Annotated in this window: 17 protein-coding genes; 6 read left to right on the top strand and 11 right to left on the bottom strand. The window is 56.5% G+C overall.

Translation table 11 applies throughout. The features are described from left to right. Nucleotides 1–132: 132 nt before the first annotated feature. From CPY64_RS13415 to CPY64_RS13425, 3 genes are all read right to left on the bottom strand, one after another. On the bottom strand, nucleotides 133–1,119 hold the full coding sequence (locus CPY64_RS13415) for a diaminopimelate dehydrogenase (RefSeq protein WP_042489282.1): 987 nt from the start codon (nucleotides 1,117–1,119) through the stop codon (nucleotides 133–135). Between the two features lie 63 nt (nucleotides 1,120–1,182). Continuing rightward, nucleotides 1,183–1,818, bottom strand: a complete 636-nt coding sequence (gene leuE / locus CPY64_RS13420; protein ID WP_042489280.1) for a leucine efflux protein LeuE — start codon at nucleotides 1,816–1,818, stop codon at nucleotides 1,183–1,185. 146 nt (nucleotides 1,819–1,964) lie between these two features. Then, nucleotides 1,965–3,488, bottom strand: coding sequence for an acetyl-CoA hydrolase/transferase family protein (locus CPY64_RS13425; protein ID WP_042489275.1), 1,524 nt, complete (start codon nucleotides 3,486–3,488; stop codon nucleotides 1,965–1,967). Nucleotides 3,489–3,751: 263 nt separating this feature from the next. Here CPY64_RS13425 and CPY64_RS13430 point away from each other — a divergent pair, with 263 nt between their 5' ends. Further along, nucleotides 3,752–4,660 carry a LysR family transcriptional regulator gene (locus tag CPY64_RS13430; RefSeq protein WP_042489272.1) on the top strand — a complete coding sequence of 303 codons (909 nt, stop codon included), beginning with the start codon at nucleotides 3,752–3,754 and terminating at the stop codon, nucleotides 4,658–4,660. Nucleotides 4,661–5,079: 419 nt separating this feature from the next. Here the strand turns inward: CPY64_RS13430 and CPY64_RS13435 are convergent, their stop codons facing one another. The 4 genes from CPY64_RS13435 to CPY64_RS13450 all read right to left on the bottom strand — a co-directional run bounded on the left by CPY64_RS13435 (nucleotide 5,080) and on the right by CPY64_RS13450 (nucleotide 10,397). Next, nucleotides 5,080–6,030: an IS110 family transposase gene (locus CPY64_RS13435; RefSeq protein ID WP_042489577.1), complete on the bottom strand. Its 951-nt coding sequence runs from the start codon at nucleotides 6,028–6,030 to the stop codon at nucleotides 5,080–5,082. Nucleotides 6,031–6,496: 466 nt separating this feature from the next. Next, entirely contained in the window at nucleotides 6,497–8,089 is a 1,593-nt protein-coding gene (gene ahpF, locus CPY64_RS13440) for an alkyl hydroperoxide reductase subunit F (RefSeq protein WP_042488723.1), read from the bottom strand. Nucleotides 8,090–8,205: 116 nt separating this feature from the next. After that, nucleotides 8,206–8,769, bottom strand: a complete 564-nt coding sequence (ahpC, locus tag CPY64_RS13445) for an alkyl hydroperoxide reductase subunit C (protein WP_042488726.1) — start codon at nucleotides 8,767–8,769, stop codon at nucleotides 8,206–8,208. Nucleotides 8,770–8,960: 191 nt separating this feature from the next. Continuing rightward, a complete protein-coding gene (locus tag CPY64_RS13450; RefSeq protein WP_042488729.1) occupies nucleotides 8,961–10,397 on the bottom strand; it encodes an aminotransferase-like domain-containing protein in 1,437 nt (478 codons plus the stop codon). 152 nt (nucleotides 10,398–10,549) lie between these two features. Here CPY64_RS13450 and CPY64_RS13455 point away from each other — a divergent pair, with 152 nt between their 5' ends. From CPY64_RS13455 to CPY64_RS13470, 4 genes are all read left to right on the top strand, one after another. Continuing rightward, on the top strand, nucleotides 10,550–11,440 hold the full coding sequence (locus tag CPY64_RS13455; RefSeq protein WP_026485485.1) for a DMT family transporter: 891 nt from the start codon (nucleotides 10,550–10,552) through the stop codon (nucleotides 11,438–11,440). Nucleotides 11,441–11,626: 186 nt separating this feature from the next. Next, nucleotides 11,627–12,364: a phosphoadenylyl-sulfate reductase gene (locus CPY64_RS13460; RefSeq protein WP_042488733.1), complete on the top strand. Its 738-nt coding sequence runs from the start codon at nucleotides 11,627–11,629 to the stop codon at nucleotides 12,362–12,364. A gap of 9 nt (nucleotides 12,365–12,373) precedes the next feature. Further along, complete coding sequence (gene cysD / locus CPY64_RS13465) at nucleotides 12,374–13,285, top strand: sulfate adenylyltransferase subunit CysD (protein WP_042488736.1); 912 nt, start codon at nucleotides 12,374–12,376, stop codon at nucleotides 13,283–13,285. After that, complete coding sequence (locus CPY64_RS13470) at nucleotides 13,285–14,586, top strand: sulfate adenylyltransferase subunit 1 (RefSeq protein ID WP_042488737.1); 1,302 nt, start codon at nucleotides 13,285–13,287, stop codon at nucleotides 14,584–14,586. Before cysD ends, CPY64_RS13470 begins: the two co-directional genes overlap by 1 nt. Before the next feature lie 48 nt (nucleotides 14,587–14,634). On the opposite strand, the gene CPY64_RS13475 is transcribed toward CPY64_RS13470, so the two are convergent. The 4 genes from CPY64_RS13475 to hglS form a co-directional block, all read right to left on the bottom strand. Then, nucleotides 14,635–16,038, bottom strand: coding sequence for an amino acid permease (locus CPY64_RS13475; RefSeq protein WP_042488740.1), 1,404 nt, complete (start codon nucleotides 16,036–16,038; stop codon nucleotides 14,635–14,637). A gap of 154 nt (nucleotides 16,039–16,192) precedes the next feature. Beyond that, a complete protein-coding gene (amaB, locus tag CPY64_RS13480) occupies nucleotides 16,193–17,722 on the bottom strand; it encodes an L-piperidine-6-carboxylate dehydrogenase (protein ID WP_096917430.1) in 1,530 nt (509 codons plus the stop codon). A gap of 70 nt (nucleotides 17,723–17,792) precedes the next feature. Then, nucleotides 17,793–19,097 carry an NAD(P)/FAD-dependent oxidoreductase gene (locus CPY64_RS13485; protein WP_042488743.1) on the bottom strand — a complete coding sequence of 435 codons (1,305 nt, stop codon included), beginning with the start codon at nucleotides 19,095–19,097 and terminating at the stop codon, nucleotides 17,793–17,795. After that, nucleotides 19,094–20,482 carry a 2-oxoadipate dioxygenase/decarboxylase HglS gene (gene hglS / locus CPY64_RS13490; RefSeq protein WP_042488879.1) on the bottom strand — a complete coding sequence of 463 codons (1,389 nt, stop codon included), beginning with the start codon at nucleotides 20,480–20,482 and terminating at the stop codon, nucleotides 19,094–19,096. Before hglS ends, CPY64_RS13485 begins: the two co-directional genes overlap by 4 nt. A 244-nt stretch (nucleotides 20,483–20,726) precedes the next feature. On the opposite strand from hglS, the gene CPY64_RS13495 reads away from it, so the two are divergent. Next, nucleotides 20,727–21,632, top strand: coding sequence for a LysR substrate-binding domain-containing protein (locus tag CPY64_RS13495; protein WP_042488746.1), 906 nt, complete (start codon nucleotides 20,727–20,729; stop codon nucleotides 21,630–21,632). Nucleotides 21,633–21,638 lie beyond the last annotated feature (6 nt).

Genomic DNA, 21,638 nt, shown 5'->3' on the forward strand with positions numbered 1-21,638 from the left:
AGAACACTCGCAATAATCTGAGAAGAGCGCTATTTTACCCTTTATTGCCCGACTGAATCATTTGCCTTCCAACAAGTACAACAAGAGGCCCGGATCAGCCGTGCTGAGCCGGGCCTGGATCACGAACAAAATTTACAGCAGTTCTTTGCGCAGTTGAGCTGGCGTCTTGGGCGAGAGCAGGCCTGGGGCCACGTCCAGGACAGTCTGGGCACCAGTCTGACCGTTCTTGTTCATGCGGTACGCGGCGCGCGCATAAGCGACCAGCACGCTGGACGTGAATTCGGGATTGCTGCCCAGATTCAGTGCGTACTCCACCACCTGCTGCGAACCCGAGCCGGACTGACCGCTACGAATCACAAAACCACCGTGCGGCATGGCGGCATGGTCGCGAGCCAGAGTTTCGGCATCAATGAAGTTCACTTCGGTGTCGTAGTCTGCAAAATAGTCAGGCATGGTGACAATTGCTTCACGCACGGTATCGGCATCCGCGCCCTGCTCCAGCACGACAAAGCACTGACGTTTGTGCTTTTCACGGGTGCTGAGTTCAGGCTGTTCGCCATTGCGCACACGCTGTACCGCAGCTTCGATAGGCAGGGTGTATTGCACACCACCGGCCACACCAGCCACACGACGGATCGCATCCGAGTGGCCTTGGCTCAGGCCCTTGCCCCAGAAGGTGTAAGTCTGGCCAACAGGCAAAACGCATTCGCCGTACAGGCGATTCAGGGAGAACAGGCCTGGGTCCCAGCCCACCGCGATCAGAGCCGTGGTGCCAGCGCCCTGAGCGGCCGCATCGACAGCCGCGTAGTACTCGGGGATACGGGCATGGGTATCAAAGCTGTCCACCGTTGTGAACCAGCGCGCCAAGGCCGGGCCTTGCTCGGGCAGGTCATTTTTAGAGCCACCACAGAGAATCAGCACATCAATATCATTGCGGTACTGTTCGATCTGGTCCAGGGCGCGCACGGGCACGCCTGCACTTTGCAGACGCAGGGAAGCAGGGTCACGACGAGTAAAAACGCTGACCAGCTCCATGTCCGGGTTTTGTGCCAGGGCCAGCTCTACGCCTCGCCCTAAATTGCCGTAACCTGCAATACCGACACGGATTTTGCTACTCATGGTGTTTTCCTTAAAACTGATAAATAAGTGCTGTCAGAACTGCTGCGCTCTGAAGCGGCTGGCCTAGTCGCTGATCATGCGGGCGGCAAAGCCCATGAACAACAGCCCCACCGAGCCATTGCCCATACGGGACAAACGCTGATGACGTCGGAAAATTCCTGCCAGACGGTCACCGCCAAAAATCAGCAAAGACAAATAACAAATGCTGATCAGCTCCACCACCAGACCCAACAGCATAAAGGCCAGGCCTGTGTGACCTTTGGACGGGTCCACAAACTGCACGAAAAAGGACAGGAAGAACAAGATGGCCTTGGGATTCAACAAGCTCAGGAGCAAGGCCTTGCGAAAGCGGGTTTCGTGACGCAAGCGCGTGTCCACGGACTGGACCGGGCCGCCTTGCCTGAAGGCTGACTGTAACAGCCGCACCCCCAAATACAACAAATAGGCAGCGCCCAGCCAGCGTATGCCCATATACAACATGGGCAGCGTCTTAAGCAGCGAGGCAGCGCCCAGGGCTGTCAGCGTCATCAAAATACCGTCGCCCACGACAACGCCCAAGGCCGCTTTATAACCTTCGCGTACGCCATGTCCGGCGCCACTGGCCAGAACGTATAAAGAATTGGGTCCAGGCAATAGCACGATAAACACCGTACCCACCACAAAGGCCCAGAAATTGATAACACCGATTTGTTCGAACACGCCGGCCTCGCTAAACGCAGCAGAATCCGCAATTTTAGCGCTAAAAAAATGCCCCTGGCACGGGTGGAATGCCAGGGGCGATCAGGTCAATTTGTAAGGTCTACGCTGCCGGACTGACTCGGCTACGCATTACCGGACCTGATGGACTACGCAGTCGCTAGTTCCTGGGTCTGGAACTGCTCCTGTTTCATGGTGCCTTCCTGCTGGAAACGAACGTGCCAGGACAAGGCCTCTTCCAAAATGTGGGGCGTATGGCCGCCACGTTGGCTGGCGCGTTCAACGTAGTCCAGCAAGGCAGGACGATAGTCGGGGTGAGCACATTTTTCGATGATGACGCGGGCACGCTCACGGGGAGCCAAACCACGCAAATCAGCCAAGCCCCATTCGGAAACCAAAACAGCCACATCGTGCTCGCAATGGTCTACGTGCGATGCCATAGGCACCACGCTGGAGATAGCACCATCTTTGGCGACGGACTTGCTGACAAAAATGGACAGGTGTGCATTGCGGGCGAAATCGCCAGAGCCGCCAATGCCATTCATCATGTGGGTACCACAGACGTGGGTGGAATTCACGTTGCCGTAGATATCAAACTCCAGGGCGGTGTTGATCGCGATAATGCCCAAGCGACGCACCAGTTCCGGGTGATTACTAATTTCCTGAGGACGCAGCACCAGCTTGTCGCGGTAGTTTTCCAAACCTTCCAGGAATTGCGCCATTTTGGGAGCCGACAGAGTCAAGGACGAAGCCGAGGCAAAGCTCAGTTGGCCGGAGTCCAGCATGGCAATCGCGCTGTCCTGCAAGACTTCCGAGTACATTTTCAGATCGGTGAAGGGAGAATCCAGCAGGCCGTAAGTGACGGCATTGGCAATCGTACCGATACCAACCTGCAAGGGCAGCAAGGAGTGGCTCATACGGCCAGCGTCTACTTCGCCTTTCAGGAATTCAATAATGTGACCGGCAATTGCCTTGGTTTCTTCATCAGGTGGCAGCACGCTGGAGGGGCTGTCCAAAGCATCGGTCACTACAATACCCACGATGCGGGAAGGATCCACCTGAATGGCGGTGGTGCCAATACGTTGGTCCACATCCATCAATTCAATAGGCTGACGATTGGGGCGAGCCTCGGGCACGTAGATATCGTGCAAGCCTTCCATTTCCACCGGCATGCTCAGGTTCAGCTCAACAATGATTTGTTTGGCTTGCTGGGCAAAACTGGCCGAATTGCCTACCGATGTTGTCGGCACAATTGCGCCGGTTTCAGTAATGGCAACCGCTTCAATGACGGCGATGTCGATGGCAGGCAGGTTGCCCGAGCGCATGTGCTCCACAGTCAGGGACAAGTGCTGGTCGGTGAACAGGACCTTGCCTTCATTGATATGACGGCGCAGCACCGAGTCCACTTGAAACGGCGAGCGGCGGGCCAGAACACCGGCCTCGGCCATCATGCCGTCGCTATCATTACCCAGCGAGGCGCCGGTAACCACATTCAGTTTTAATTGCTCGGTCTGGGCGCGCTCGGCCAAGGCACGAGGCATGACTTTACAGTCCCCAGCGCGGGTAAAACCGCTCATCCCGACATTCATCCCGTCCTTGAAGAAGGCGACTGCCTCCTGAGCGGTCATGACTTTGCCTTCCAATTCGGGGGAACGAATGCGATCCTTGAACATCGTGTGCTCCTGTCTCTGTGTCATTGATCTACCTGTTGTTGCTTTCGGAAGGAGCCGGGGCCGAAAGCGCCAGGCGAGATCTTCACGCAACAGAACGACATCACGCTTTAAAAATAGTGGCTGTATGAGCCGGAGATAAAAAGCCGAAATCGCCCTGACAACAGGCGTTTATGTTTTTTGAACAAAGCCAGCATAGCATCGCCATAATGAATAAAATAACTCATACGAAGTCGTAAAAGTCATAAACAAAAGGCCAGCTAATCATGGACATTCGATCCTTGCGATACTTCATTGAAACCGTTAAACATCAAAGCTTTACGCAAGCCGCACAGAGTCTGAACGTGACGCAATCGACCATCAGCAAGATGGTGAAGCAGTTGGAGGATGAGCTGGGCGAGCCCTTGCTGATCCGCGATCATCGTCAATTGCAGCTGACCGATTGCGGCAAAGTGGTGCTGGAGCGAGGGCAGGAAGTTTTGCAGAGCATGCAGGGCTTGCTGCGAGAGGTTCATGAAGTTCAAGCACTGCAACGCGGTCGTCTGGATGTCGGTATTCCACCCATGATTAATGTGCTGTTTACAGAGGTGCTCAAGACCTTCAAGAACCGGCATCCGCAGATCGAGCTGATTCTGCATGAGGAAACCGGCATGGGGATCGAGCGCATGGTCGCGGCGGGCACAGTTGAAATGGGGCTAAGTATTCTGCCTTTGGGGCCGGAGTTGAATGTGTCGGCTACTCCCGTGGCCAAACATGCGGTGTGGGCGATTGGCCATAAAGATACGCTGGCCGGTGCGCAAAAGAAGATCAAGCTGCGGGAGCTGGAAAAGCATCCTTTGATTTTCCTGGGCGAAGACTATGCCCTGACCCGTATGTTGCGGCGTGCTTTTGCTCACGCAGGCTTGCGGGCAAATATTGCGGCGCAAAGCAATCAGTGGGATTGGGTGGCTTCCATGGCACAGGCAGGCATGGGGGTGGCTTTACTGCCCCAGCCGTTTCTGTCTCGGCTGGAACCGGGGGACTGGGTTGCCAAAGAAGTGGTGGAGCCGGCGTTGAACTGGGAAGTGGCGCTGCTGTGGAATGGACGGTATCTGTCACAGGCGGCCAGAGCGTGGCTACAGGTCTGTGCGGATGTGTTGGGCGGGAACTGGCCGGAGCTTGAAGGAGATTTATAGCAGGACTATTTATTAGCCCTTGAATGCTCATCGTGTATTCAACACCAGGCTAAGGCCGGCCCAATTGCATTGAATTGTCATGTACATGCAGGAGCATGTCTTTCTTATTTGACATCGCTTCGGTTTGGAAGAGCCTGGATTAATGCGTAGGCAATCTCTATGAAGCACCACATGGAACATAAAGCGTCAAACACCTCTTTGGTTCCACATCCCTGCCAATTTCTCGTACATGAAACGACTGAAAAATCGCGCCATCTCATGCATCGAGCCGCTCAAGCCGTCTGCCCCTGACTCGGGGCGATTCAGACTGCTTGCCGCGGGCTGTTCTGGAATCCGGGATGCAAGCCCTGTGCTGTTTGAGCGGGACGCTTGTACTTGGTCCGGGGGACCAAGTACCCCGCGAGGTTCTATGGTTTGGGTCAAGCTGTTTTAGGCGATAGTTTGGACGGGTCAAAGGCTTGTCCACTTTTCCACACGGCATATGCAATGCGCAGCAACTTACGAGCCAGAATCACAATCGATTCTGTGCCCGCCAGGCCTCGGGCACGATACGCTTCATACAACGGTTTACATGCCGCACTGCGGCAGGCCGACATCGCTGCCAAATACAGTTGTCGGCGCAGCAAAGCCGGCCCACGCTTGCTGATACGACGACGCCCTCGCTTGGTCCCTGAGTCGTTGGGTCGGGGATCGAGCCCGCTATACGCGACTAAGGCATCCGCATTGGCAAAGGGAATACGATTGAGCAGTTCGGTCAACAAGGCCGCTGTCTGTTGACCGATGCCACTCACACTACGCAAACGTTGATATCCCTGTTCGAGCTGCGGGTCGTTCGCAATCAAATGCTGTATTTGTTGATCCATTGAGGCCAGCACAACATCAAATCCATGTTGTAACGCTTGGGTATCGACACCTGATAGATCCACGTCGGTAAAGGCCTGGCGTAAAGCGCTCTGGTGAGTGATCACTTGAGCGCGACGAGACAACAGTTGACGCAACTGTTGTTGCTCGGGGGTGAGCGGTTGCCAAGCTTGCAGGCTGGATTGATGCTCTTGCAGGTAGCGGACAATGACCTCTGCATCAATATTATCGGTCTTGGCCCGGCTGCCTAAGGCTCGTGCATAGTAAAAGACATCACGCGCGTTCAAGATATAGACCGTCAAGCCATGCAGATAAGCCAACTGGGCCAGTAAGGCGTGGTAATTGCCCGTTGACTCCATGGCAATTAGCGCGTGTTCTGACACTGTCTTTAACCAACGGGTAATGCCAGTCGTCGTGTTGGCAATGATGCAGGGCCGTTGGCCCGCTACGCTGATGACCAGCTCAGCCTTGGCAACATCAGCACCGATATAAAGCACAGTCGTTTGCATGGGAGCACCTCCAAAGCGCACAATGAGTAACGTCGGGGTGTACGCCATCCGGCTCGTTGACTTGCGTTCAGATCGGCGGTCGCGGTTCGATGAACGGCGCCGCTCAGTTCCTTATCGACGGTGATGGGTGGGGCGGGAGAGTTCTCGCGGTGTCGGTCCGGCATTGGCCGATCGTTCAGGATGTCCCTCCACCCCGACAACTTAACCATACAAGTTCACAGGGCGCCCGGATTCCAGAACAGACAAGGGTACCGGTGCGCAGCACCGGCAAGTAGTCAAGCCCCGAGGCAGGGGCAGACGGCTTGAGCGGCGTCTTTCCTGAGACGACTTTTCTCAAAGCACCCAATCAATGCTGAAGCACTCCCGATACACAACAACTACTTGTCACCCCACCCCCAGACAAAAAAAAGAGCCACCCCAAACAGGGTGGCCCTCTTGAACAGCCAGGTCCAACAATCAGAAAGACTTAAGCAGTCACTTTCTCTGCAACCGTCTCTTCAACGTCAGCCGAACTACGGATCAGGTAATCAAATGCGCTCAAAGCAGCTTTGGCACCTTCACCTGCAGCAATAACGATCTGTTTGAAAGGAACGGTCGTTACGTCACCCGCTGCAAACACACCAGCCAGCGAAGTCGCACCGCGAGCATCAACCTCGATCTCGCCATGACGCGACAGACCCACATCGCTATCCTTCAACCATTCCGTGTTGGGCACCAGACCAATCTGAACGAATACACCATCCAGCTTCAGGCTCTTGGCTTCCTGAGTAGCACGATCCAGATAATTCAGACCCACCACCTTGGTGCCATCACCCAGAACTTCAGTCGTCTGAGCCTGCATGATGATCGACACGTTAGGCAGACTGCGCAGCTTGGTCTGCAAAACCTGGTCAGCACGCAAGGCATCACCGAACTCGATCAAGGTAACGTGCTTGACCAAACCAGCCAGGTCAATCGCCGCCTCGACGCCGGAGTTACCACCGCCGACCACAGCTACGTCCTTGCCCTTGAACAAAGGACCATCACAGTGCGGGCAGTACGCCACACCACGGTTACGGTAATCCTGCTCACCAGGCACATTCAGTTCACGCCAGCGGGCACCGGTAGCCAGAATCACGGACTTGGCCTTGAGCTGAGCGCCGCCATCCACATCTACAATGACCTGCTTGCCTTCACGACGAATGCCCTTGGCACGATGCAGATTCATGATGTCCACATCGTAGGCTTTGACGTGCTGCTCCAGCGCCGTTGCAAACGCAGGACCATTGGTCTCAACCACCGAGATGTAGTTCTCGATAGACATGGTGTCCAGCACCTGACCACCAAAACGCTCGGCCAGCACACCCGTACGAATACCCTTGCGAGCAGCATACACAGCAGCGGCTGCACCAGCAGGACCACCGCCGACGATCAGCACATCAAACTCGTCCTTGGCATTCAAGGCTTCAGCACGAGCCGAGTTATCGCCCGTATCCAGCTTGGCCAGCAACTCTTCAGCACTGGCACGGCCTTGATGGAACATTTCGCCATTCAAGAACACGGCCGGAACCGACATGATGTTGCGCTGCTGAACCTCGTCCTGGAACAGGGCACCGTCAATCGCCACGTGCTTGATACGTGGGTTGATCACGGACATGGCGTTCAGAGCCTGCACCACGTCAGGACAGTTCTGGCACGACAGCGAGAAATACGTTTCAAAAACAAAGTCGCCGGGCAGATTACGGATCTGCTCAATCACAGCGGCATCCAGTTTGATCTCATGGCCACCCACTTGCAGCAGGGCCAGAATCAAAGAGGTAAATTCGTGTCCCATCGGGATACCCGCAAAGCTCACGCTAATGTCGGTACCGGGACGGTTGATTTGGAAGGAAGGCTTGCGCTCTTGCGCATCCGCATCTTCGCGATAGCTGGTCTTGTCGGACAGGCCATCAATTTCTTGCAACAGTTCGCGCAGCTCGACGGACTTGGCGCCAGTATCCAGCGTCGCAACGATCTCGATCGGTTGCGTGATCTTCTCGAGGTATGCCTTCAATTGAGTTTTGATGTTTGCATCTAACATGTGAAACGCCCTTTATCCTGTACTGAACGAAACAACGTGAGGTGCCTGAACCGGTCAGGCACCGGGGTGGCGGCGCAGCGCGCCGACCACCGCTTAAGACCCGTGTTTAAAAGGTCTTAGATCTTGCCAACCAGATCCAGGGAAGGAGTCAGCGTCTTGGCGCCTTCTTCCCATTTAGCTGGGCAAACTTCGCCAGGGTGAGCGGCGATGTACTGGGCAGCCTTAACTTTGCGCAGCAGTTCGGAAGCCACACGGCCGATACCGTTGTCGTGGATTTCCAGAACCTTGATTTCGCCTTCTGGGTTCACTACGAACGTACCGCGCAAAGCGATACCTTCTTCTTCGATCAGCACGTCAAAGTTGCGCGACAGCTGATGAGTTGGGTCACCGATCATTGGGTAGTTAACTTTGCTGATGGCTTCCGACGTGTCGTGCCATGCTTTGTGAGCAAAGTGGGTGTCGGTGGACACGGAGTAAACCTCTACGCCCATTTTTTGGAACTCGGCGTAGTTGTCGGCCAAGTCTTCCAGTTCGGTTGGGCAAACAAACGTAAAGTCGGCTGGGTAGAAAACAAAAACAGCCCACTTACCGGCAACGGTTTCGTTGCTGACTTCGATAAATTTGCCGTTGTGAAAAGCTTGTGCTTTAAAAGGTTTGATGACGGTGTTGATCAAAGACATATTTGCTCCGGTGAGTGATTAATCATTGACAGTAAAGCCATTATAGGAAGCCACTGCCGATTAGTAAAATTGATTAATGCAATAACGTTCATTGCTATTAGCTATCGCACGTCGCATAAAAACTTCTTTCTATGCGTCGCACAGACTTATGCTAACAGAGCTAGATGACAGTGCAACTATCAGCGTTCAAGCTATAAGGCTACTTCGCTGGGCACGGGGCTGGAGGACTGCTTTGCGCTACGCAAACAACGGGCAAAATCCTGCCAAAACTGCGCATCATCGCCTAAAGAAACATTAATACGCATATATGTAGATGGTTGCTGTTGCGGAGAAAACAAGGCCCCCGGTACTAATAAATGGCCGGGTCGCCCCAAGGCGCGCACCAGACTTTCTGTATCCACACCCGTATCCACCCAAACAAACATGCCTGCCTGGGGTGGTGCGTCCGGTGCCAGCCCCACATGAGCCAATTGTTCCAGGGTTCTATGCCTGTCGGCATCTGCATGACGGCGCAGTCGCTCCAGGTGCTTGCGATAGGGACCGTCTACCAGCACCCGGTGGATGACCCGCTCGCCCAGCTCCGGAGAGGTCAAGCCCGCCAGCATTTTCAGATTCACCAGGGCTTGCAAAAGCTCGGGAGCCGCTGCCATATAAGCCACCCGCAGGCCCGCAGCCATCACCTTGGAATAGCCCCCTACCAATGTCACCCGGTTCAACTGATCCAATTGGGCCAGACGGCAGGCAGGATTGGCATGCAGCTCACTATAGGTATCGTCTTCAATAATGTGAAAATCCCAGGTCTGGGCCAAGGTCAGAATGCCGTGCGCCACCGCCGGGCTCAAACTAAAGCCGGTAGGGTTGTGCACCACGGTATTCAGGATGACCAGACGTGGACGATGCTCGCGTGCCAGTTGTTCCAAGACCGCCAGATCCGGACCATCTGCACGGCGCGGCACACTCAGCACTCGCACATCGACCACGGCCAGACGGGCAAACAGCAGATACCAGGCCGGATCTTCTACAACGACCGCATCACTGGGCCGCAACCAATGGCGCAAGAGCAAATCCAGCGCCTGCGTAACACCACTGCACAATAAAAGCTGGGTATCAGGGTCCGCCTGTATGCCGCTATCTTCCAGTTGCCCCGCAATATGTTGGCGCAAAGGTCGATAGCCATGAGAGTGCCCATAGCCCAGCAGGTTGGAGCCTGCACTACGACTGACCTGCCGCAAAGCAGCCAGAATCATCTCGTTATCCAGCCACTGACGGGGAATACCCGCGCTATCACTCTGCCCCATGAAGCTGTTCAGCATCCAGTTCACATCAATCTTGCGCGGCTCATTCTTTTCTACATGCAGGGATTCAGAACGCAAACGCCGGGGGCTGCGCACCCGCACAAAAAAACCTGAACCAGGCCGGGACTCCACCAGGCCCAAAGCCATCAATTTGTCGTAGGCGGCCACAACGGTATGCGTGCTGACGCCAGCAGACTGTGCCAACCGACGCACCGAAGGCAAGCGACTGCCACCCCGATAGCGAAAATGCAGAGCCTGCTGCACCCAGGCAACCAACTGATCGCTAAGCGTCACGTCCGAACCGCGCACGGGCTGCCAATCCAACCATTCCATGATGCTGACCTTTAAGCGAGAAAACCGACTGTAGCGGAAGTATGACCAGTACAGCCTGGCCGACTGATTGATAAACTGTATCGCAACTGTATTGCTTATTTATTTTAAGCTCAAAGCTGTGATAAACCTATTTCTTATCCGTGGTGATTTTCATGAGCCGCAGCACCAGTCTTCCCATGCCCAGTACCGCCCCAGCATTGCTGATCTATCTCTACGCTTTTATCGGGGTTACCGTCTTTGCCTTCACCTTGCCCATGACACGGCTGGCGGTGCAAAGCTTTGACCCTTGGCTGGTCGGAATGGCGCGAGCCAGTATCGCGGGGGTGTTTGCGGCCATCATCTTGCTGGCGACCCGCAGCCGTCGCCCCACGGCGTCGGAATGGCGCGGCATCGCCCTGTCCTGTACGGGTGTAATCGTAGGCTGGCCCGTGTTTTCCTCGATTGCCATGCAGACCGTGCCTTCCTCGCACGGGGCCGTATTGAGCGGGCTGATTCCTTTGGCCACCGCCATTGTTGCCTCTGCCCGTAGCGGTGAACCCTTGAGCCGCCGCTTCTGGATGCTGAGCCTGCTGGGTGCCGTACTGGTGCTGCTCTACGCTTTCTATATTGGTGAAGGCGCACTGCAAACCGGGGATATCTGGTTGGCTCTGGCCGTGTTCATGTCCGGCGTGGGCTATGCCGAAGGTGGCCGTGTGGCTCGTACCCTGGGTGGATGGCGCACCATTTGCTGGTGCCTGGCAGCCAGCTTGCCGCTGACCATTCCTGCCACCTTGTGGCTGACCTTTCCTATGACAGAAATGCCTTCTTCCCAATCTGTCATGGCCCTGCTCTACCTGGCCCTGTTCTCTTCCCTGCTGGGCTTTTTCCCCTGGTATAAGGCCATGGCCATGGGTGGTGTGGCTCGTATCGGGCAGGTACAACTGGCCCAGCCCTTTCTGACCGTGCTGATTTCAGCAGTGTGGTTAAGCGAGCAAGTGGACTTGCTGACCTGGCTGTCCTGCATCGTCATCATCGCCATTATTGCGGCCAGCCGTCGCGCCTGAAAACACAATGGCAAGGCGGCTAAATACAGCAAGGGCATATTCACCTAACTAATACTTCGTTCCCAGCGGGGGCTCGCGCAAGCACACTGGCTCATCATTCCATGAACCATGTAAGGCAATAGCGCGGCCCACGTGACTCCGTTTTGAGCAGGGCCGGTACTGGTATTGCCGCAAGGACATCTGATCATGCCCGCCCAAGCCCCTGCCGCGCTTGCCCTGAGCGCCCGGCCCCTGATGCTGTGGAAACAGCTGCGCGACGACCTGCAAGTCATCGCACACGAACATGCTGATGCCGTTCTGGCCAGTTCCCTGGCCGCGGAAGACATGGTGCTGTTTCATGCCATGTCCATCTACACCCCCGAATTGCAAACTGTCACCCTGGATACCGGTCGTCTGCACGAAGAGACCTTGCAATTGGGGCGCGACATCCAGCAACACTACGAACGCCCTATCCTGTTTTTTCACCCTGACCCGGACCGGGTTCAGGAACACGTCACCACGCATGGCACACACGCTTTTTACGAAAGCGTGGAGCTGCGCAAAGAATGCTGCGCGATCCGCAAGGTGGAGCCGCTGCGCCGTGCCTTGCAAGGCCGATCAGCCTGGATCACCGGCCAGCGTCGCGAACAGACCGCCAGCCGCACCGAACTGTCCAGCAAGGAATACGACAGCGTCTTTGGGCTGCAGAAATTCAACCCCTTGATCGAATGGACTCAGGACGATGTCTGGGCCGTGATCCGTGGATTGAGCATCCCCTACAACCCGCTGCACGACCAGGGCTACCCCTCCATAGGTTGCGAGCCCTGTACGCGCGCCATTCGCCCCGGTGAAGACGTGCGCGCCGGGCGCTGGTGGTGGGAACAGCGCGACAGCCTGGAATGCGGCCTGCATGCCAGCAATCTGAATAGCAGTGTCAACACCTGAAGGAACCCCATGGGCGAACCACTCTTTACCCGTACTCATCTGGACTGGCTGGAAGCCGAGGCCATTTTTATTCTGCGCGAAATCGCGGCTGAAGCTGAAAAACCCGTGCTGCTGTTCTCCGGCGGCAAGGACTCCGCCGTGCTGCTGCAACTGGCCCAGAAAGCCTTTGCGCCCGGCCCATTGCCGTTTCCTCTGATGCACGTGGACACCGGCCACAACTACCCGGAAGTGATTGAATTTCGGGATCGCCGCGCCGCGGAACTGAACGCCGAATTGATTGTGCGCAGCGTGGAAGATTCCATTGCGCGCGGCACCGTCGTGCTGCGCAATGAAACCGCCAGCCGCAATGGAGCCCAGGCCGTCACCTTGCTGGAAGCCATTGCCGAATTTGGCTTTGATGCCTGTTTCGGTGGTGCCCGCCGTGACGAAGAAAAAGCCCGCGCCAAAGAGCGCATCGTGTCCTTTCGCGACGAGTTCGGCCAATGGGACCCCAAAGCACAACGCCCCGAGCTGTGGCACTTGTTCAACACCCGCATCCACAAGGGCGAGAACCTGCGCGTCTTCCCGATTTCCAACTGGACCGAGCTGGACGTCTGGCAATACATCCAGCGTGAAGCCATTGATCTGCCATCCATCTACTACACCCACTCACGCGAAGTGGTGGAGCGTCAGGGCCTGATCGTTCCCATCACCCCGCTGACTCCCCTGCTGGATGGTGAAACTTCTGAATGGCGCGATGTACGTTTCCGCACTGTAGGGGATATTTCCTGCACCTGCCCGGTGCTCTCTACCGCCGCCTCCGTGCAAGACATTATTGCTGAAACCGCCTTGGCCACCATTACCGAGCGCGGCGCCACCCGCATGGATGACCAGACTTCCGAAGCCTCCATGGAACACCGCAAGAAACAAGGATATTTCTAATGAACACAGTCAATGACGCCTGGCTGCAGGCTGCCGATCAGGGCGTGCTGCGTCTGATTACCGCTGGCTCCGTGGACGACGGAAAATCCACCTTGATTGGCCGCTTGCTGGTGGACAGCCATGGCGTGTTTGCCGACCAGATTGCGGCTATCCAACGCTCCAAATACAAGCGTGGCGAAGACGCCGAGCCCGATCTGGCCCTGCTGACCGACGGCCTGGAAGCCGAGCGCGAACAAGGCATCACGATTGATGTGGCCTATCGCTACTTCGCTACCCCCAAACGCAAATTCATCGTAGCCGACACCCCCGGTCACGAACAGTACACCCGCAACATGATTACGGGAGCCTCCACCGCCCAGGCCGCCATCATCCTGATTGATGCGCATCGCGCCAAAGACGGTGAACTGCTGACCCAGACCAAGCGCCACAGCACCGTTGCCAAGCTGCTGGGCCTGCGTCATATCGTGGTAGCGGTAAACAAGATGGACCTGGTCGATTGGGATCAGGCCGTGTTCAACCGTATCCACGAGGCCTATCGCCAACTGGCTACGCAGCTGGGGATTGAGCACTTTCACATCATTCCGCTTTCGGCCTTGAAGGGCGAGAACATCACCCAGGCTTCGCCCCACACACCTTGGTATCAAGGTTTGCCGCTGTTGCCTTTGCTGGAATCGCTGGATCTGCGCGAGAACATTCAACGCCCTGCCCGTTTGTTTGTGCAATGGGTGGCGCGTCATGGTGGCAGCAGCGCTGACGGCTTCCGTGGTTATGCCGGCCAGCTCAGTGGTGGCCGCATCCAGGTAGGCGACAGCGTTCAGGTGTGGCCTAGCGGGAAAACCGCCGTCATCACGCAACTGTTCCGCGCCGGTACAGAACAAGTTTCCGTCAGTGACGGGGACGCAGTAACCGTGGTACTGGATCGTGAGCTGGATATTTCGCGAGGCGATTTGCTGACGCTGGCCCATGAAGCCATCAGCACCAGCAAACACTTTGATGCACAGCTGTGCTGGCTGGATGAGCAGGCCTTGAACACCACCCGCTCTTACTGGTTAAAGCAAGGCACGCGTCTGACGCAAGCCAAGGTGCAAGCCGTGCATGCCTTGCGCGATGTGCATAGTTTGCAAGAGCAGCAAGCCACTGGCACCTTGTCCTTAAACGATATTGGCCGTGTCAGCCTGGTCAGCCGTGATCCACTGGTGCTGGACGATTATCAGGATCATTCCAGCACGGGCTCTTTCATCCTGATTGACCCCAGCACGAACCAGACCGTGGCTGCTGGTCTGGTCCAGAAGCGCGTATAAAGAACAGCCTGCGGTAGACACACGTCTTGCCGCAGGCACCGTATAAGATCACGACGCCTCTTGCTGCCTGACAGACCGGCCCCGTGCTGAACCGCGCCTGAGCCTCATTAATGCCGCCAGCACAATACACGCGCTCACACCCAAAGTCATGGCTAACTGATAGCGGTACGCCTCCACCATCGCCATATACACCAGCACCGCCAAGATCAGCACGATGGACAAATAGGTCAGCCAGGGGAAAAACCACATCTTGAATGGCAAATCTATGCCTGAGTTTTCTGCCTGGCGACGCGACAGTAGCTGGGACACAGCAATCACCAAATAAACGATCAGGGCAATCGCACCCGTTGTGGATAGCAAGAACGAAAACACCTGTCCAGGCAAGAGATAGTTCACCAGGCAGCCTGCAAAACCGGCCAAGGTCGATACAAGTACGGCGTTATAAGGCACACCTTTGGACGATACCCTGGCAATACAAGCAGGAGCATCACCACGGACGGACAGGGAGTAAATCATTCGAGAGGCCGTATACAAGCCGGAGTTCATGCAGGAAGTCACCGCAATCAGTACCACTACATCCACAACTAGCTTAGCTCCAGGCAAGCGAAGAACTTCCAGCGTGCGCTGAAATGACCCTACCTGCATCAGCCTGGGATCGTCGTAACCGACGATCAGCACAATCAAGGAAATCGACAACACATAAAACAGGGAAATACGGTAGACCACCAGATTGGTCGCCTTACGTATCTTTTCCTGCGGGTTATCAGTTTCGGAGGCGGCAATCGTCACGATCTCCGCCCCAAAAAATGAAAACATCGTAATTAGGATACCCGCCAGCACGGCGCCCATGCCTTGCGGCGCGAAGTTGCTGAACACGGGAATCATCGGCACCTTCCCCCCGTCAACCCAGGGCCAGAAGCCGGTCAGGGCGCAGAGACAGGCCACAATGAACACAATGATGGCCAGCACCTTGATCAAGGCAAACCAGAACTCAAACTCGCCAAAATTCTTGACACTAAACAGATTGGTCATCGACAAGGCGACCATGATGACAATGGAAAACTGCCACGAAGGGATATCCGGCATCCATTGATGCAAGATATAGGCCCCGGCAATGGCTTCAACGGGAATGATCAAGCCCCAGAACCACCAATACAGCCAGCCAATGGAAAAACCCGCCCAGGGCCCGATCGCCCGCGCGGCATAGGTGGAAAATGAGCCGCTATCAGGATTGGCGACAGCCATCTCGCCCAACATCCGCATGACCAGCAGCACCAATGCTCCCGTCAAGATATAGGACAGTACCGCTGCCGGCCCGGTCTTCGCGATGGCATTGGCTGATCCAATGAACAGTCCGGCACCAATGATCCCCGCGATAGAGATCATGGACATCTGTCTTGAGTTCAGGCCGTGCGCGAGCGCACCCTGGCCTGCCTGTTCAGGCATGGTCATTATTGTCTCCTCGCTTTTTATTCAATGGCGGGGCAGTTCTGACCCGCCCGGTGCGCCCCGACGATATGCTTCGCTTGCTATAGGCGCACGTCACCCAACAGCCAGGCCCCGCCGATCATCGCCCAGGACCCTCCGTCCGAACACTCAGGCAGCGTCAGAGGTCAAACTTCACCCCCTGCGCCAAGGGTAATTCTCGGGAGTAGTTGATGGTATTGGTCGCCCGGCGCATATAGGCACGCCAGGCATCGGAACCGGACTCGCGGCCCCCGCCGGTTTCCTTGTCCCCACCAAAGGCGCCACCGATCTCCGCCCCGGAAGTACCAATATTGACGTTGGCAATACCGCAGTCCGAACCACTGACCGACAGAAACTCCTCTGTTTCACGCAAGTCATTACTAAAAATGGCAGACGACAAGCCTTGCGGAACATCGTTTTGCAGCGCCAGTGCCTCGGACAGGTTCTCATAGCGCAGCACATACAAAATAGGTGCAAAGGTTTCCTGCCGTACCGTATCGGTCTGGCTGTCCATTTCCACGATGGCTGGTCTGACGTAATAGGCCGATGCGAACTCATCCTCCAGCACCCGCTCTCCACCGCTAACCCGCCCCCCTTGAGCACGCGCCGCATCCAGTGCAGTCTGCATCGCCTCAAAAGAGGCCCGATCGACTAAAGGTCCCAGCAGCGTTCCTTCCTGCAACGGATTGCCAATCCTGAGCTTGCCATACACCTGCTTGAGCCGTTCTACCAGTTGCTCACTGACACTACGATGCACAATCAAGCGTCGGGTACTTGTACAGCGCTGCCCCGCCGTCCCGACCGCCGCAAAGACAATCCCCCGGACCGCCAGATCCAGATCCGCATTAGGCGTGACAATAACGGCATTATTGCCCCCCAGTTCCAGCAAAACGCGCCCGAAACGACGCGCCACACGAGGCCCCACTTCCCGACCCATCCGTGTGCTGCCGGTGGCCGACACCAGCGCCACCCGAGGATCATCAACCAGTAGCTCTCCGGCTTCGCGCCCACCAATCAGCACTTGGCTCAGGTGCGCCGGCCCGGCCTCATACCGCGCCATTGCCCGCTCAAATACAGCCTGGCACGCCAGGGCGGACAAGGGTGTTTTTTCGGAGGGCTTCCAAATCACGGCATCGCCACACACCAAGGCCAGCGCAGTATTCCAGGCCCACACCGCCATGGGAAAATTAAAAGCGGTGATCACCCCGACCACTCCCAATGGATGCCAGGTTTCCAGCATGCGATGACCAGGCCGCTCAGAGGCAATCGTCAAACCGTAGAGCTGTCGGGACAAACCCACCGCAAAGTCGCAGATATCAATCATTTCCTGGACTTCACCCAAGCCCTCACTCGTAATCTTTCCAGCCTCCAGGGAAATCAACTGGCCCAAAGCCTGCTTCTCGGCCCGCAGCTCCTGGCCCAGCAGTCGAACCAGCTCACCTCGTGCCGGCGCAGGCACGGTACGCCACACCTGCCAGGCATCATGGGCACGAGCAATCGCCTTGCTAAGCTCCTCGCTGCTGTGAGGCCGCAGATGGGCCAGAATGCCCCCGTCGATAGGCGAGCGCACCGACATTCCCCCTTGAACATCCAGCGCAGCCGTCACACCCAATTGGGCCAGGGTGGAATGGGCCAGTTCGCTTGTCTGCGTCATGCTTGTGTAAGTCATACGTGTACCCCATAAAAAATGCGGAATATCGGCTTTCAGAAGCACGCCCATTCCTCAAAAAAGTCTGCCTTCAAGACCGACGCCGCCCTTGGGCGCTGCGGGCACCGACAAGATGCGCCAACTGTGCGCCATATTCATAAGCGGCCTCCTTCACAGGCTTGCACGGGACCGACTTGAGCGGAGACAGAGGTAAAGGCAGCTCTTCCACCTTGATCCGCCCCAAAACCAGATGCGCCAGCTCACGTCCAAAGACCGTTCCAGGAGCAATGCCACGCCCGTTGTAGCCGCTAAATGACAAGACCTGTCGCCCCAGCTGATGCAGGCGGGGCACGGCATCCGACGTCATGCCTATCCAGCCATACCATTCATAATCAAACTGCACGTGCTTCAAGGCCGGAAACAAGTGCTGCAATGCGCGTTGCGCCCACGCCTTATGTATTGCTTGTCCGCGTCCGCGCAATGCCCCCACACTGCCAAACACCAGGCGACCGGCTTGATCGAAGCGGTACGAGGATAAAACCGAACGCGTGTCCCACGCTCCCTGCCCCCCCGGCAGAATCTGAGCGCGCAGTGCAGTATCCAGCGGTTGCGTGGCCACATTGAAATAAGGCAGACGCACCAGTTCTGCGGGCAAGGCTGGCCAGATATCGCTGGTATAGGCATTGGTCGCCACAATGACCCAAGGTGCCAGCACCTCCCCGTCCTGCGTTTGCAACACCCAGTGCGTGCGGCCATCCTCAACCCGCCTGACGGCACTTTGCTCGCAAATGCGGGCCCCCGCCGTGATCGCTGCCCGCGCCAGTCCTCGAACATAGGCTAAAGGCTGGAGCGTGCCCGCGCGCCGGTCCAGCAAGGCACCCGCATAGGCGGTGGTTCCCGTTGCCGCCGTAGCCTGTGTGTGATCGAGCAACTCCACCGGCGCCCCGAGAGCTTGCCATTGCTGCCAACGCTTCCGGATGTTGCGAAGGCCACCCGCGCCGACCGCGCAGTGCAAAGTACCATTCTGCACGGCCTGACAATCAATCCGGTGTTGGGCTACCAATTCATACACAGCAGCCGGCGCCCCGCTTAACAAGTGCAATAGGCGGCCCCCGTAATAAGAACCCAAGGTTTTGAGCAACGTCTCTGGCTCAAGCCACAAGCCAGCATTGACCAACCCCACATTTCGTCCCGATCCGCCAAAGCCGATCTGCGCCCCTTCCAGGACCACCACCCGCGCTCCAGCCTGTGCCAGATTCAGGGCTGCGGACAAGCCGGTAAATCCAGCGCCAATAACTGCAACATCCGCTTGGACTTGGCCTTGTAAACGCTGGCAGGCCACAGGGGCTGGAGCTGATGCCTGCCAGAGTCCATGGCTGCGCCCGTCCGCGTTCATAACCTCGACTCCGCCAGAAAACGTTGCTGCAAGGCGTGCTCGGAACGCATCTGAGCAGCGCGGTAAAGTTCAATTTCATCCAGCACGGGGCCACCCAGATCGCGTTCAAACTCAGACCGAGCCGCTTGCGATACATAGTTTCTCTGTTCAGCATCACCCAAGTTGGACTGGAAAATCCCCGCCGCGCTAACTGGCAGAAAATCCTCGTAAGTAATGGGGTTCAATGCGACTACGCCGCGCTTGATCAAATCAGGCAGATTCCAGGGCCGGCCGGCAGCCAGTTCCTGCTGCCAGATAGCAGGGTCCCGTGGTTCAAATCGAAAAAAAGCCAGCCCACGCTCGTACATTTCATCGCTGTCATCTGGAAACTGAGCAAACACGTGCTGGAGACGTTCGGCATACGTCTGTGTAGTAGCGGCTTGCTGCCCGGCATCTCTGGCTTGCGCCAACAAGGAGTCATAAAGTGCCCGGCCCGCCTGGGTCAAAGCCACGCCACGTTGCTCTATCTCACCAAAACGTGCGGTATGAGACCCTACCCTGGCTTGACCGGCAAACTCAATCTCCTCCTCCAAGGCTTTGAAACTGGTTTGGCGCAACAGGATGGGATGGCGCCTGCGCGGTGGGCCTTCAATCAGTTCTTTGGCAGGGATCCCCCGTTGGGGCATGGCCTCTTGTACCGCATCAATATCCAGGGTTCTGGGAGTCAGGTGATTGATATGGGGGCCCTTGAAACAAACAATATCGGCCACCAGACGATGTGCCTCATGCAACTTGCGATACGTGTCCTGATCGACAGTCGCCTGGCGATGCCAGCGAAAAACGGCGGTGGCGGCAGCCACAAACTCCGTGACCTGCAGTTCGGTCAGGCCACCAGACATGTGCGCCTGTTCCGCCAACTCCAGCAACCCTGAGGGAAAAATAGTCCGTTGCGATAAGATTGCAGCTGCCTGCGCTCGCAGATTCGCATCCTCTATCAGCTCCAGTCTGAGCAAAGAGGTGAACACCCGGAAGGGATTGGTTTGTAACGCATGGTCGTCCACAGGGCGAAACGCGGTGGAGTGGACGGGTACACCCGCCACCGACAGATCGTAATAACCAACGGGATACATACCCATGACGGCAAAAATCTTTGCAATCCCTTTGAGCTCCGCCGCTGTACCAACCCGAATGGCGCCATGGCGCTCCACATCCAGACGGGTCAACTCCGACTGCTGCTGCAAGGCGCTGCGTAATGCTGGGTCATGCTTGAGCACACTGGCATTGATCTCGTGCACCAGGCTCAACAAGGCCCCGTACTGCGGCACCTCCTGCTGATACATGGCCGACATGGCGCCTGAGAAACGGGAACGGATTTCGTCCTTAGAAACAAAAACAGAGGTGTCCATAGAACCGCCAGCAAATTGCATGACCTGTCGACAAGGCAAGGTCAGTCCATTAGTGAATCACTTCCGTGTACTCGTATGCACTCCTTCACACCACAGCCAGCGGAAGCCCGTCATCTTATAAGCCTGAAATACTTAGCAATCTTGCACCTCATTCTGTGAGCAGAGGCAAGAGGGGTCAAACGATGATTCCAACTCAAGTCATTCCTAAATAGAATGACTAAACGTTTTCCCTTAGCAAACCAGCATGTCCATTCCCAAACGTTTTCTTCCTCCCATGCACGTCCTGATTGCCTTTGAAGCCGCCGCCCGGCTGGGCAGCTTCACGGCAGCAGCGGGCGAGCTGAATCTGACCCAAAGCGCCGTCAGCAGACAGATCAGACTGCTGGAAGAAATATTGGGCGCGGAACTTTTCGTCAGAGAACGCCAGACGGTTCGTTTGACTCAGGCGGGTAGCACTTACGCCCAAGAGCTAAGCGATGCTCTTCGACGCATTGCCAACGCCACCCTGGGATTCAAAGCCAATCCGCATGGCGGAACGCTGAACCTGGCCATCCTGCCCACGTTCGGGACTCGTTGGCTTGCCCCCCGGCTGCCAGAGTTTGTGGCTGCATACCCCGGCATCACCATTAACCTGCTAACGCGCCTGCAACCGTTTGACTTTCAAATGGAAAATGTGGATGCCGCCATCCATTACGGCCTGCCCGACTGGCCGGGGGCGAATCTGGATTTTCTGATGTCAGAAACCGTGGTACCTGCCTGCAGTTCCGCCCTTCGCGAGCACTATCAGTTCCAGACGGCAGCTGACTTGCTCAAGGCACCTTTACTGCATCTGGTTTCAAGGCCCGATGCCTGGGAGCGATGGTTCAATGCCAACGGTGTGGGCAACGTGAAAATTCACGGCATGCTGCTTGACCAGTTTGCGCTGATTACACAAGCAGCTATCTCCAACCTTGGAATTGCCTTACTGCCCACATTTCTGTTCAAACAGGAGCTCAGTCGCGGTGACTTGGTTCTAGCTCTGGACTCGCCCTGCCTGAACACGGAGGCTTACTACCTGGCCTGTCCGGCGGGACGCTGCGACTACCCACCATTGATCGCATTTCGACAATGGCTACAAGCGGAAATCACGCGGGAACGCGCCCCGGACTGAGGCCGG

Source organism: Alcaligenes faecalis (genome assembly GCF_002443155.1).
Taxonomy (GTDB): domain Bacteria; phylum Pseudomonadota; class Gammaproteobacteria; order Burkholderiales; family Burkholderiaceae_B; genus Alcaligenes; species Alcaligenes faecalis.

Excerpts from the sequence above, each read along its gene's own strand:
- CPY64_RS13415 (WP_042489282.1), bottom strand. The coding sequence starts at position 1,119 with ATGAGTAGCAAAATCCGTGTCGGTATTGCAGGTTACGGCAATTTAGGG.
- CPY64_RS13425 (WP_042489275.1), bottom strand. The coding sequence starts at position 3,488 with ATGTTCAAGGATCGCATTCGTTCCCCCGAATTGGAAGGCAAAGTCATG.
- CPY64_RS13430 (WP_042489272.1), top strand. The coding sequence starts at position 3,752 with ATGGACATTCGATCCTTGCGATACTTCATTGAAACCGTTAAACATCAA.
- CPY64_RS13435 (WP_042489577.1), bottom strand. The coding sequence starts at position 6,030 with ATGCAAACGACTGTGCTTTATATCGGTGCTGATGTTGCCAAGGCTGAG.
- ahpF (WP_042488723.1), bottom strand. The coding sequence starts at position 8,089 with ATGTTAGATGCAAACATCAAAACTCAATTGAAGGCATACCTCGAGAAG.
- ahpC (WP_042488726.1), bottom strand. The coding sequence starts at position 8,769 with ATGTCTTTGATCAACACCGTCATCAAACCTTTTAAAGCACAAGCTTTT.
- CPY64_RS13450 (WP_042488729.1), bottom strand. The coding sequence starts at position 10,397 with ATGGAATGGTTGGATTGGCAGCCCGTGCGCGGTTCGGACGTGACGCTT.
- CPY64_RS13455 (WP_026485485.1), top strand. The coding sequence starts at position 10,550 with ATGAGCCGCAGCACCAGTCTTCCCATGCCCAGTACCGCCCCAGCATTG.
- CPY64_RS13460 (WP_042488733.1), top strand. The coding sequence starts at position 11,627 with ATGCCCGCCCAAGCCCCTGCCGCGCTTGCCCTGAGCGCCCGGCCCCTG.
- cysD (WP_042488736.1), top strand. The coding sequence starts at position 12,374 with ATGGGCGAACCACTCTTTACCCGTACTCATCTGGACTGGCTGGAAGCC.
- CPY64_RS13470 (WP_042488737.1), top strand. The coding sequence starts at position 13,285 with ATGAACACAGTCAATGACGCCTGGCTGCAGGCTGCCGATCAGGGCGTG.
- CPY64_RS13475 (WP_042488740.1), bottom strand. The coding sequence starts at position 16,038 with ATGACCATGCCTGAACAGGCAGGCCAGGGTGCGCTCGCGCACGGCCTG.
- amaB (WP_096917430.1), bottom strand. The coding sequence starts at position 17,722 with ATGACTTACACAAGCATGACGCAGACAAGCGAACTGGCCCATTCCACC.
- CPY64_RS13485 (WP_042488743.1), bottom strand. The coding sequence starts at position 19,097 with ATGAACGCGGACGGGCGCAGCCATGGACTCTGGCAGGCATCAGCTCCA.
- hglS (WP_042488879.1), bottom strand. The coding sequence starts at position 20,482 with ATGGACACCTCTGTTTTTGTTTCTAAGGACGAAATCCGTTCCCGTTTC.
- CPY64_RS13495 (WP_042488746.1), top strand. The coding sequence starts at position 20,727 with ATGTCCATTCCCAAACGTTTTCTTCCTCCCATGCACGTCCTGATTGCC.